Below are 13852 nucleotides of genomic sequence, written 5' to 3'. Positions count from 1 at the left end.
GAATAAAATTATTTTTTATTAATATATAATTTATAAACGATTATATTATTAATGTAAATAATACTCTTTAATTAATATTTAAAGAATTAAAATAAAATTTTTTATAAAAGCATAGTTTTTTACTATTAATTAATAATTAATATCTAATTTTTATAATTAACCTTATGAGAAAAAAATGAAAAAAAAAAAATATTTAACTATTTATGAAACTATTCATAAATTAGAAAATTTTTGGACTGAAAATGGATGTACTATTATTCAACCTCTTGATATTTCTGTTGGAGCAGGTACATTTCATCACAAAACATTCTTTTCTACTATAAATAGTACTCCTGCTAAATTTGGATATATTCAACCTTCTAGAAGACCTTATGATGGAAGATATGGAAAAAATAATAATCGTTTACAACATTACTATCAATTTCAAATTATAATTAAACCAGTTCCATCAAATATTCAAGAACTTTATTTAGAATCTCTAAAACATATTTTTATTGATCCTTCTGAAAATGATATACGTTTTATAGAGGATAATTGGGAAAATACTACTTTAGGAGCCTGGGGGGTTGGATGGGAAGTATGGTTAAATGGAATGGAAATTACTCAATTTACATATTTTCAACAAGTAGGAGGATTACACTGTGATCCTATTACAGTTGAAATTACATATGGACTAGAAAGAATTTGTATGTATATACAAAACGTTACAAACGTATATAAATTAATCTGGAGTAAAAATAAAAAAAATAGTATTACTTATAAAGATTTATTTCTTAAAAATGAAATAGAACAATCTTCTTATAATTTTAAACATTCTAATATTCAATTATTACTAAATCTTTTTGAAAATCATTTATTAGAATCTAAAAGATTATTATCTCTTAATCCTGCATTATTAATTCCATCATATGAACATGCTTTATATGCTATACATAATTTTAATTTGTTAGATGCTAAAAAAACTATGTCTTCTTCAGAAAGACAAAAAAAAATTCTTTTTATACGTGCATTAACTAAAGAAATAGCCACTAAATATAAAAACCTATAACGATTTTTATTAAGAGGACTTATACTATGAAAAAAATATTTTTATTTGAATTAAGAACAGAAGAACTTCCTGCAGATATACTTCGAGACCTATCAGAATCTTTTTTTAATAATTTTAAAAAATTATTAATTGTTTATCATATAAAATATGAAAAAATATTTTGCTTTACAACACCAAGAAGACTAGCAATTAAACTATATTTATTAAGTAATGAAAATTACTATAGTTTTTCTAAAGAAAAAAAAATAATTAGTTTAGTAAAATTAAATGAGAAAGAAAAAAAAAATCCTAAAAAAGTTATTTATTTTTTATCTAAAATCATTAACTTTTCTATTAAAAAAATTATTTCTTCTAAATTAATGAAATGGGATAGTAATGAATACAGATTTTATAGACCTGTTAGAAATATTTTAGCTTTATTGAATAAAGAAATTATTGATATTAAATTATTTAATATTTCAGCTACTCGAACAACTACAGGGCATTTATTAATGCATAATCAAAAAATTACTTTAACTCATGCGAAAGAATATCCTTCTTTATTAAAGAAAGAAGGAAAAATAATACCGGATTATGAAGAAAGAAAAAAAATAATACTCAAGAAAATGTTAAAAAAAACAAAAAAAATAAATGGAATTTGTAAAATTAATAAAAATTTATTAGAAGAAACAACCTCATTGGTAGAATGGCCTGATATTTTAATAGGAAAATTTGAAAAAAAATTTCTAAAAATTCCATTAAAAATATTAATTCATGTTATACAAAAAATTCAGAAATGTTTCCCAATATATGAAAAATCTAATAAGTTAAAAAACTATTTTTTAATTGTCACTAATATTATTACAAAAAATAGTAAAAAAATTATTTTTGGAAATGAAACTGTTATACATTCACGATTATTAGATATTGAATTTTTTTTAAAAAAAGATAGTTTTATAAAATTAGAAAATTATCTTCCTAATTTAAAAAATATAATATTTCAAGAAAAAATAGGAACTATATTCGATAAAACAATACGATTAAAAAAATTATCAGAATGGATTTCTATTTTTACTAAAGCAGATCTAAAAGACGCTATTCGTGCTTCTATGTTATCAAAATGCGATCTTGTTACTAACATGGTTTTTGAATTTCCAGAATTACAAGGTATTATAGGTAGTTATTATGCTGCATATAATAACGAATCTCTTCCAGTAATTAACGCTATTAAAGAACAGTATTATTTATTCAAAAGAAATAAAAAAATTCCATCTCATCCAGTATCCTGTACTTTATTAATAGCAGATAAAATTGATACTATTTCTAGTATGTTTTCAATTAATAAAATACCTTCGGGAGAAAAAGATCCTTTTTCATTAAAAAGAGCAGCTTTAGGAATAATTAAAATAATTTTATTTAATCAAATTAATATCAATTTAACTGAATTAATTAAAAAATCAATTGATTACATTCCTTTAAGTAATAATAAAAAAATAATATTTCAAATAAAACAATTTATTTTAAATCGATTATTTAATTTTTATAAAGATCAAGGATATTCTATTAAAATAATTAAATCTGTTTTGTCCTTAGAATTAGAAAAATTAATAGAAATTAATAATAGAATAATTGAAATATCTTCTTTAAAAAGTGAGCTAATATTACTGATTGCAATTTATAAAAGAATTCAAAATATATTAAAAAAAAATAAAGAAAAAATTAATACTACTATTAATGAAAAAATTTTAATTGATTTAAGTGAAATAGAATTATTTCATGCTTTTAAAAGGTCAAAAAAAATAATAAATGAACTTTTAGACAAAAAAAAATATAAAAACTCATTACTTGAAATAATTAATTTACAAAATTTTATAGAAAAATTTTTTAAAACAACAATCATTTATCATGAAAACCAAGATATTCGTTTAAATCGTTTATTACTTTTACAAAAAATAAAGAAAATTTTTTTAAAAATTACAAACTTTTCGTTATTAATTTAACTTAAATTAAATTAGTTGTTTTAACTTAACTATTTTTTATAAAAAGTAAATTATTCAATGCTTTTATTTTCTTTTAAAAAAAAATAAATATATGTTATATATATCTATATGATATATATAATATATTTTAGTAAAAAAATATATAAAAACATAGATTTAATTAATTCTTTTAAAATATTTTTTAAACATAAAAAATTAGAAAAAAATTATTAATTATTTAATAAATATTTATTTCTTTTTATTATCTTTTATTTAGATAAAAAATATAAAAATTCATAAAAAACATGATAAAAGTTATTAACTAATAATAGTTAATATTTTATTAAAAAAATACTGCTATTTTTTTAATAGTAAAAATTTTTAATAAATTTTTTTAATTCATTTTTTTTAATTGATTGCCTTAAATCATTCATAAGTGTTGAATAATAAGAAATATTATGAATAGTATTCAATCTGATACCTAAAGTTTCATTGCTTTTATCTAAATGATGTAAATATGCTCTGCTGTAATTCTTACATGTGTAACATGTACATTCCGAATCTAAACTCAAATGATCACTTTTATATTTTGAATTTCGAATTCTAATTATTTCTTTTTTTGTAAATAAAAAACCATTCCTAGCATTTCTAGTAGGAATAACACAATCGAACATATCAATTCCTTTACTTACAGCTTCTACAATATCTATCGGTTTTCCTACACCCATTAAATATCTTGGTTTTTTTTCAGGCAATTTTAAAGAAATTTTTTCGATTAAAGAATACATTATTTTTTTTGGCTCTCCTACAGCAAAACCTCCTAAAGCATATCCGTCAAATCCAATTTTTAACATTTCATAAATTGAAAAATATCTTAAATCTTTAAACATTCCTCCTTGAATAATTCCAAATAACATATTTTTATTATTTTTTTTATTAAATTGTTTTTTACTTCTTTTAGCCCATCTTAAGGATCGTTCAACAGAAGTTTTTACTTTATCCCAGCTATTTGGATAAGAAATACATTCATCAAAACACATTACGATATCCGATTGTAAAAAATGTTGAATATCTATTGATTTTTCAGGAGTTAAGAATAGTAAATTTCCATTTTCTGGGTTTTTAAAATTTACTCCTTTTTCTAATACTTTACAAAAATTGGATAAACTAAAAATCTGATATCCTCCAGAATCAGTAAGTATTTTTCCATTCCAATTCATAAAATTATGCAAATTACCAAAAGAATTTATAATATTTTCTCCCGGACGAAAATATAAATGAAAAGCATTTCCTAGTATTAAGCGTATACCGATTTTTTGTAAATCTTCCGAAGAAACACCTTTAACACAACCATATGTACCGACTGGCATAAATACAGGAGTTTCTATACTTACTTCTCCTAAATTTAAAATACCATATCTTGCTAAACCATCTTTATGTAAAACCTGAAATTTCAAATTCTCACCTTTAAAAAAAAGTTATAAGGTAATAAGATTTAAGTATCTATTATTTAATTAAAAAAACATTTTTATTTTCATTTTTTTTTTTTTGGTAATGAACATTGCATCTCCGTAACTTAAAAATCTATATTTTTTCTTGATCGCTTCTTTATAAACATTAATGGTATTTTTACAACCTAAAAAAGAAGCTACTAATAATATCAATGTTGATTTTGGAAGATGAAAATTTGTTATTAACGCATCAGCCATAGTATGCTTATAGCCAGGGTAAATAAAAATATTTGTTTTTCCAAAAAAAGAAATTTTTCTCTTGTTTTTTTTTCTATAAATTTGAAGAGTTTCAAGAGCTCTTATTGTACTAGTTCCGACAGCTATAACTCGATTCCCTCCCCTTTTGCATTTTTCTATTTTATCTATAACTTCTGAATTTATTCTTACATATTCTGAATGCATTACATGATCTTTAATGTTATTTGTTTTAATCGTTTGAAATGTTCCTAAACCAATATGTAAAGTGATAAATGCAAATTGAAAATTTCTTTTTTTTAATTTATCTAATAAAAAATGATCAAAATGTAAACCTGCAGTAGGGGCAGCTATCGACCCTGGTTCACTACCATAAATCGTTTGATAAGAAATTTTATCATGAATATTATCTTTTCGATGAATATAAGGAGGTAGAGGAACATGTCCTAAACAATATAATAAGTCTAACACTTTTTTTATATTATGAAATTTTATTTCAAAACATTTTTTTTTTATTGATATTATAGAACAATAAAATTTATCTTTTTCCCCACATATAAAAACATCTCCTATTTTAGAAAAATTAGATGATCGAATTTTTGCTATTACTGTAGTATCATTTTTTATTTCCAAAACAAAAATTTCTACTTTTCCGCCTGTTTTTTCTCTTATTCCAAAAATTCTAGCCGGAATAACTTTAGTATTATTAAATATTAACAAATCTTCAGGATTAAAATAATTAATAATATTTTTAAAAAAAGTATGTTTAATATTTCCATTTTCACCGTTAACTAATAATAATCGGCTTTCGCTTCTTGATGGAAGCGGATAATAAGGTATATGAGATTTAGGTAAAAAAAAATCAAAATCAGAAAAATAATACATATTTTATTGAATAAGACATATAAATTTTTTATTTAATTTATTAAATTATCATATTTTTAATAAAATGTATAAAAATATATATTTCAAAAAGTAAAAATTTTAATAAAAAACTATTTATTTCTTAAAATAATATTAAACTTGGCTTTTAATCGTAAAATACATTTTTCTACTAACTTTAAAATTTCATCTTCCATTAACGTTTTAAACTGATTTTGAAAAAATAAACTAATTGTCATGCTTTTCATTCCTTTAAAAAATTTTTTATCAGTATATATATCTATTAAAGAAACTTTTTTTATATTTTTAGGTGATATTAATTGACATTCTTTGTAAACATCATTAAAAAAAATTTTATCAGATATTAAGAATGATATATCCTTATTACTACTTGGATAAACGGAAATATTTTTAATACTAAAAAAATTGAAAGGAAATAAATTTTTAATTGATATTTCAAATAAAAAAACAATATCTTTTAAATTAAATTTCTTAATTAAAATTGGGTTTAAAGTACCAATTCTCCCAATTGATATGTCATTTAATAATATTTCTGCACTTTGTTGACAATGTAATCCAGGGAAAATTTTAGGAAAAAAAGAAATACTAGAATGATAACCCGTTAAAAAAAACATAGATTCTAAATCATCTTTCAAATCAAAATAATTTAATTTTCTATCTGCTATATTCCAATGTTTCTCTGTTATAGCCCCGCTTATTGCTCCAGAAATAAATAATTCTTGTTTTATTTCAAATTCTTTATTTTCATTAATTTTAAAACATAAACCTGTTTCAAATAAACGAATAGATGTTTCTTGTCTATTTTGATTATATGCAATAGTGTTTAATAAACCAACAAATAATGTTTGTCTCATAGAAGACATTTCTATTGAAATAGGATTTAATAAATTGATTGTTTTTTCATTTTTAATAAAATAATTTTGCTGTAAAGGATTTATAAAAGAATAACTGATTATTTCACTATAACCTTTATAAAGAAACATATTTTTTATGTCTTTTAAACAAAATAAAAGCTCATTTTTTTTATTAACAATATTTTTTGATTTTATTGGAGTAGAAAGAATTTTATTACATCCTTTTATTCGAATTATTTCAGAAATAATATCTTCTTCAAAAAAAAGATCATAACGCCATGTAGGTATAATTACTCTCCAAATATTATCTTTGTACTCTGATAATTCAAATCCTAAATTAATTAAAATTTTTTTTATTTCAATAATATTTATTGTATATCCTAAAATTTTTTTAATTTTTTCTAAATGTAAAAAAACTTTTTTTTCTTTAAAATAATTAGAGAATACATTCTCTTTTATAATCGATCCTGAAAAACCTCCACAAATTTGTACTACTAATGCAGTAGCATACTCTACAGCATAAGTTTGTAACTTAAAATCTATTCCTCTTTTATACGTTTCTAGAATCTTATGAGAAATATATTTATGATTTGATAAAGTTTTAGCATATTCAGGAGTTAAAAAAATACTACTTAAAAGAACATTGCTAGTATTAAAAGAAATTGCATTATCTTTTGAATTTAAACCAGAAGGTATAAAAATTATTTCTGATTTTTTATTTGTAACAACAACTATTTTTTTTTCTAAAATGATTGATTTTTTTTCTTTTATTTTAAATATCTCATTTTTTTTAGAAAATCGAACTTTTAAATTTATATTATTACTGTTCCAGGAACATATATGTAAAGGTTGATTTAATTCAATCAATACATAATTAATAATATTAAAAATAATATTTTTTTCTAAAAAAATATGAGAACTTCTTAATTTTTCTTTCATCCAAAAAGGAGTATCTACCGATAAATTAACATTTTTAATAATTCTCCCTATATATTTTGGAGACTCTTTACAAGTTAATATTTTAATATTTCCTAAACTTTTTATTTTAACAGGTAAAAAATTTTTTTTTAGTTGAAAAAAATTTAAATTATTTAAAACAGATACTTCTCTTGCTATACCAATAATTCCTAATACATCAGCACGATTAGAAGGAATACTAATATTGATAATAGAATCATTTAAAGGAAAATATTTCTGTACATCTTCTCCAATTAAAGCATTAAAAGGTAATTCAATTATATTATTGGTATAGTTATCAAACATGCCTAATTCTTGAAATGAACACAATATTCCTTCGGATAATTCATTCATTATTACTTTTGAAAAAACTTTTTTATTTTTAAAAATTGTACTTCCTTTGACAGCTACAGCAACTTTTATTCCTATTTTACAATTTTTAGCATTACTAATAACTTGAATATTTTTTTCTTTTTCTATTTTAACTTGAAGAATTTTTAATTTCTTAGATTTAGGATGTATATCACAATATATAATTTTTCCTACTACTATTTTTTTAAATTGATTCGATTTATTAATCAATATTTCTGATTCTAATCCAGCTTGAGTCATTTGATTACAAATTTCTACACCATTAACTAAAGGATTTATCCACTCAAATAACCATTTTTTACTAAATTTCATTAAAAATATCACCTAATTTTTTATTTAAATTGTTTTAAAAAACGCAAATCATTTTCAAAAAATAAACGAATATCAGTAACTTTATTACGTAACATTACTAGTCTTTCTACTCCCATTCCAAATGCACATCCTTGATATTTATCAGTATTAACATTTATTTTTTTTAAAATTGTAGGATGCACCATTCCACAACCTAATATTTCTATCCAATATTTTTCTTCTTTTAAAATATCAACTTCCATTGAAGGTACTGTAAATGGAAAAAAAGAACTTCTGAAACGTTTAGTTACTTTTTCTTTAAAAAAAGAATCGATAAATGAACTCATTATCCATTTTAAATTAGAAAAATTTATTTTTTTATCAATAACTAGTCCTTCTATTTGATGAAACATGGGAGTATGTTTAGCATCGTAATCATTACGATAAGCTTTTCCTGATACTAATGTTTTCACAGGAAATTTATTTTCTTTTAGTATTCTAATTTGCATACTAGACATTTGAGTTCGTAATAAATAATTGTTATTTATCCAAAAAGTATCATGAGATTCTCTTGCTGGATGATCTTTAGGAATATTAAGAGCATCAAAATTATGATATTCATCTTCTATTTCGAAATTACCATTAACTACATTAAAACCCATTTTAGAAAAATAATCTTCTATTTCATATATGGTTTTACTAATTGGGTGTATAGAACCAATATTAAATCGTTTACAAGGAAGGGTAACATCTATCTTTTCTGAATTAATTTTATTTTGTAAATTTGAGTTTAAAATTTTAGTTTCTTTAGATTTAATCAAATATTGAATTTCTTTTTTAATTTTATTTATTTCTATGCTCCATTTTTTTCTTTCTAATTGACATAAACAAGACATTTTTTTAAAAATTTCAGAAAAAATTCCTTTTTTTCCAAGAAAGATTATTTTTTTTAATTCTAATTCTTTAATATCTTTTATTTTTATAATGTTAGTTTTAAATAATTTAGTTTTTTTTAAAACCGATGTAATTTCATCATATATGCTCAATTTTATTACCTTTATTAATCTTTATCTATCATTTTTTAAAAAAATGAAAAAATAAAAAGAGGGAATATAAAGTTCCCTCCTCTTGTTTTTTTTTTATTTAGTTATATAAATTAAGAAAAAATTTATGCGGACGTATTCTCCAAAGCTAACTGTGATTTTTTGACTAGCAAGCTAAAAGCTAGCTTATCAGAAATTGCAATGTCTGATAAAACTTTTCGATTAATATTAACTAACGATTTTTTTAAACCAAAAATAAAATTACTGTATGACATTTGATGATATCGAATAGCAGCGTTAATTCTTATAATCCAAAGTTGACGAAATTTACGTTTTTTTTGACGTCTATCTCTATAAGCATATTGACCAGCTTTAATAACAGCTTGATTTGCTATTCTATATGCTCTAGATCGAGCACCATAATACCCCTTTGCTTCTTTTAAAGTTTTTTTATGACGAGCTCGAGCGACTGTTCCTCTTTTTATACGAGCCATTTTTTAACTCCCTACATGCTCGATGGAACATGCTTGTATTAGTATTTTAGTTTATGATATTATGCATAAGGTAAAAAAGATATAATTCGGTTGATATCACTTTTAGAAACAACTATCTTCGATCTTAAATGACGTTTTCTATTAGTTGTTTTTTTTGTTAAAAGATGTCTTAAATTTGCTTGTTTTCGTTTAAATTTACCTGATTCGGTTTTTTTAAAGCGCTTAGCTGCACTTTTTAAAGTTTTAATTTTTGGCATTAAAATAATTATTCTCTGTTAATAAAAAATTATGTTTTTAGAAATTTTTTTTTATTTATTTTTTTTAGGTGATAAAATCATTACCATTTGACGACCTTCTATTTTACGAGGAAAATATTCTATAACAGAAAATTGGAACAAATCATTTTTTATTCTTTTTAACATATTAATTCCTATTTCCTGATGCGCCATTTCTCTTCCTCTAAAACGTAATGTGATTTTAACTTTATCGCCATGTTTCAAAAATCGTATTAATTTTTTTAGTTTTACCGCATAATCTCCAACTTCAGTACTAGGACGAAATTTTATTTCTTTAATTTGAATAATCTTCTGCTTTTTTCTTTGTTCTTTAAGCAATTTAGTTTTTTCATATAAAAATTTTCCATAATTCATCATTTTACATACTGGTGGAGTTGCATTAGGACTTATTTCAACTAAATCTACTCCTAAAATTTCGGCTTTTTTTAAAGCATCTTTTAAACTAAAAATACCTATTTGATCGCCTTTAACATCTGTTAAACGAACTTCCGATGCTCGAATTTCTTGATTAATTCGATTCATTCTTGATGAATGTATTCTTTTTCCGCCTTTAATACTTTATTCCTCCATTTGCAAAAAACTACGAGTGAAAATCTCATCTTTTATTCTTTTAAGAAAAGTTTTAAATTTAAGATTATTTATATTATTTCCTTGACTCGTTCGAAACGAAACTAAATCGTCTCTTACTTCTTTATCTCCACAAATTATAATATAAGGAATATATTTTGTTGTATAATACCTAATTTTAAAGCTAACAGATTCTTTTCTTAAATCTAATTTAACACGAATTCCTAATTCTAACATTTTTTTAGCTAATTTCCTTGCATAATTAACATGAATTTGATTGACATTAATTATTGCTACTTGTATGGGAGATAACCAAGTTGGAAATTTTCCTTTATATTCTTCTATTAAAATTCCAATAAATCTTTCCATCGAACCTAAAATTGCTCTATGAATTAATACTACTGGCTTTTTTTTATTTTTTTTATTTATATAAAAAGCATTTAATCGTTCAGGTAAATAAAAATCAAGTTGAATAGTTCCACATTGCCAAATTCGTTGTAAATTATCGGAAAAAGAAAATTCTATTTTTGGACCATAAAATGCTCCTTCTCCGATTTGATATTTAAATTTTATATTATTTTCTTTTAATACTTCAGATAAGTCTAACTCTGCTTGATCCCAAACAAAATTACTACCGATTCTTTGCTTTGGTCTAGTGGATAATTTAACTTGAATTTTTTCAAATCCTAATAGATGATAGATGTCATAAATCATTTTTATACAATTAGTAATTTCTGACCGAACTTGATCGGGAGTACAAAATATATGTCCATCATCTTGTGTAAACGATCTAACTCTCATTAAACCATGTAAAGAACCTGAAGATTCATTTCTATGACAAATTCCAAATTCTGCCATTCTAATAGGAAGATCTCTATATGACTTGATTCCAGTATTAAATATTTGTATATGTCCAGGACAATTCATAGGTTTAATACAGTAAATTTTATTTTCAGAAATTGTACTAAATATATTTTCGAAATAATTTTCTAAATGTCCGCTTTTTTCCCATAAAATTTTATCCATTATCAGTGGACTTTTTACTTCTTGATATTTATAAGTTACTAATTTCGATCGAATTAAATTCTCTAATTCCCTAAAAATAATCCACCCGCTATCATGCCAAAAAACCATTCCCGGAGAATCTTTTTGAATATGAAATAAATTTAATTTTTTAGAAATTTTTCGATGATCACATTCTTTTGATTTTTTAAGATTTAACAAATATTTTCTTAATTCTTCTTTATTAACCCATGCAGTTCCATAAATACGTTGTAACATTTTATTATCTTTATTTTTCTTCCAGTAAGCACCTGAAACTTTCAATAATCTAAAAAATCGACATAACTTAATATTTGCTACCTGTGGTCCATAAAAATCAACATTTTTTTCATGATAATATAGAAATAATGTTTCTATATTTTTATATTTTTTTTCAAGTTCATCGATTTTATACAATTCTTGTTTTTTTTTATATAACTCGTAAACTTCATTCCATTGAACTTGTTTTTTTATTATTTTATATTTTTTTTGAGATAATTTCTTCATTTTTTCTTGAATCAATTCGATATCCTGTAATGTTAAGGATCGATTTAAATCAAAATCATAATAAAAACCATTTTCTGTAATAGACCCAGTTGCTATTTTTGCATCCGGCCAAATTTTTTTTACAGAATATGCTAAAAGCTGCATGGTAGAAAACCGAATAAGATTTAAAGCTAATTTATCTTTAATTGTAACAAATTCTACATTGCTATCTTCATTAATTATTGTTTCTATATCTACAAGAATATTATTAACAATACCTGCTATAATAATTTTAGAAACATTAAATCCAGCATTATCAGCAATTTCTAACAATGAAACTGATTTATTGTAAACTTGATGATGACCATCAAGAAACGTGATAATGGGCATTTAGAAATCCTTAATTTTATTTTTTTATTAAAATGTTTTTAATATAATAAAAATTATTTTAAATTATTAAATTTGATTAAAAATTATGTAGTAATTACTAATGTCAGAAAATTAAATTAAAAAATGCTAGTCTATTTTTTGACTAGCATTAAAAAATTAAAATCGACTACTTACCGCATTAGATAAATTTTTTAATATAATTACAGTATCATCCCAACCTAAACAAGGATCAGTAATAGATTGACCATAATTTAAAATCTGACCTTCTATAACTTCCTGTGACCCTTCTTTTAAAAAACTCTCAATCATAACTCCAGATATAGATTTAGATCCATCTTTTATTTGTTTACAGATTGAATCCGATACTGAACATTGACGTTTGTGTTCTTTTAAACAATTTCCATGACTAAAATCAACCATTAAATATTCTAAAAGATTAAATTCTTTTAGTTGCTTAACAGCAAAAAGAATATCTTCTGAATGATAATTTGGGGATTTACCTCCTCTCATGATAACATGAGAAAAAGGATTACCACTGGTATGATTAATCGTCATTTTTCCATGTTTATCGGGTGCTAGAAATAAATGTCTTGCTTGAGCTGCTCGAATTGCATCTATTGCTATTCTAATATTTCCATCTGTTCCATTTTTGAAACCAACAGGACAAGATAGCGCAGAAGCCATTTCTCGATGAATTTGACTTTCTGTTGTTCTAGCTCCAATTGCTCCCCAACTAATGAGATCTGCTATGAATTGACCTATAACCATATCTAAAAATTCAGTTGCTGCGGGCATGCCTAATTTATTGATATCTAATAATAATTTTCTAGCTATCGACAATCCATAATTTACATCGAACGAACTATCCAAATTAGGATCTGAAATTAAACCCTTCCAACCAACTACTGTTCTAGGTTTTTCAAAATAAGTCCTCATAATAATTTCAAGAGTAGAGGAATATTTTTTTCTCAAAGTATTTAATTTGTTAGCATATTCAACAGCAGCTACAGGATCATGTACTGAACATGGCCCTACAATAACTAATAAACGTGAATCTTTTCCAGTAATAATATTAGCAACATTTTTTCTAGCACTAATAACATTATCCATAATTTCAGAAGTGATAGAATGATGTTTGGCTAATTCTACAGGGGTAATTAATGGATCTATCCTTATTGTACGCAATTCATCTGTTTTTTTCATTTTTTTCTCTAAATGAGTTTTTTGTATTCTGAAAAGAATAATAAGTCATAATTAATTATTTATTAATAATTATTAATTACAAAAGATATTTATCTATATTAATAAATTATATAAGTTATAAAAATATATATACTTTCTTTAAAATCATATAAATTCTTTTCAAAAGAAAATAAAGAAAAAAATTTTTTTAATAAAATATTTTTATATTTTTAATAATTTGTATGCATTTTTTCATATATTTAA

The 13852-nt window shown here is 22.7% G+C and carries 11 protein-coding genes; 2 read left to right on the top strand and 9 right to left on the bottom strand.

The genetic code is table 11. The annotated features are described in order from the left end of the window. The first annotated feature begins 175 nt into the window (after positions 1-175). Both glyQ and glyS read left to right on the top strand, forming a co-directional pair. A complete protein-coding gene (glyQ, locus tag AB4W62_RS00615) occupies positions 176-1048 on the top strand; it encodes a glycine--tRNA ligase subunit alpha (RefSeq protein ID WP_367680021.1) in 873 nt (290 codons plus the stop codon). 26 nt (positions 1049-1074) lie between these two features. Continuing rightward, a complete protein-coding gene (glyS, locus tag AB4W62_RS00610; protein WP_367680020.1) occupies positions 1075-3027 on the top strand; it encodes a glycine--tRNA ligase subunit beta in 1953 nt (650 codons plus the stop codon). Positions 3028-3371: 344 nt separating this feature from the next. Here glyS and tgt read toward each other — a convergent pair whose 3' ends face one another. The 9 genes from tgt to AB4W62_RS00565 form a co-directional block, all read right to left on the bottom strand. Next, positions 3372-4463: a tRNA guanosine(34) transglycosylase Tgt gene (gene tgt, locus AB4W62_RS00605; RefSeq protein ID WP_367680019.1), complete on the bottom strand. Its 1092-nt coding sequence runs from the start codon at positions 4461-4463 to the stop codon at positions 3372-3374. A 57-nt stretch (positions 4464-4520) separates the two neighbouring features. Next, positions 4521-5597, bottom strand: a complete 1077-nt coding sequence (queA, locus tag AB4W62_RS00600; protein ID WP_367680018.1) for a tRNA preQ1(34) S-adenosylmethionine ribosyltransferase-isomerase QueA — start codon at positions 5595-5597, stop codon at positions 4521-4523. A gap of 110 nt (positions 5598-5707) precedes the next feature. Continuing rightward, complete coding sequence (gene pheT, locus AB4W62_RS00595; protein ID WP_367680017.1) at positions 5708-8110, bottom strand: phenylalanine--tRNA ligase subunit beta; 2403 nt, start codon at positions 8108-8110, stop codon at positions 5708-5710. 20 nt (positions 8111-8130) lie between these two features. Next, positions 8131-9135, bottom strand: coding sequence for a phenylalanine--tRNA ligase subunit alpha (gene pheS / locus AB4W62_RS00590; protein WP_367680016.1), 1005 nt, complete (start codon positions 9133-9135; stop codon positions 8131-8133). A 122-nt stretch (positions 9136-9257) separates the two neighbouring features. Continuing rightward, complete coding sequence (gene rplT / locus AB4W62_RS00585; protein WP_367680015.1) at positions 9258-9626, bottom strand: 50S ribosomal protein L20; 369 nt, start codon at positions 9624-9626, stop codon at positions 9258-9260. Positions 9627-9685: 59 nt separating this feature from the next. Next, entirely contained in the window at positions 9686-9883 is a 198-nt protein-coding gene (gene rpmI, locus AB4W62_RS00580; RefSeq protein ID WP_343152929.1) for a 50S ribosomal protein L35, read from the bottom strand. A 51-nt stretch (positions 9884-9934) separates the two neighbouring features. After that, a complete protein-coding gene (gene infC, locus AB4W62_RS00575; protein ID WP_367680132.1) occupies positions 9935-10477 on the bottom strand; it encodes a translation initiation factor IF-3 in 543 nt (180 codons plus the stop codon). A 3-nt stretch (positions 10478-10480) separates the two neighbouring features. Continuing rightward, entirely contained in the window at positions 10481-12406 is a 1926-nt protein-coding gene (thrS, locus tag AB4W62_RS00570) for a threonine--tRNA ligase (RefSeq protein WP_367680014.1), read from the bottom strand. Between the two features lie 156 nt (positions 12407-12562). Next, positions 12563-13609, bottom strand: a complete 1047-nt coding sequence (locus tag AB4W62_RS00565; protein WP_367680013.1) for a 3-deoxy-7-phosphoheptulonate synthase — start codon at positions 13607-13609, stop codon at positions 12563-12565. Between the last annotated feature and the right edge of the window lie 243 nt (positions 13610-13852).

This window comes from Buchnera aphidicola (Mindarus abietinus) (assembly GCF_964059085.1).
Lineage (GTDB): Bacteria > Pseudomonadota > Gammaproteobacteria > Enterobacterales > Enterobacteriaceae > Buchnera_A > Buchnera_A aphidicola_C.
The sequence above is the reverse complement of the archived record's forward strand: the minus strand, read 5'-3'. Positions and strand labels throughout refer to the sequence as shown.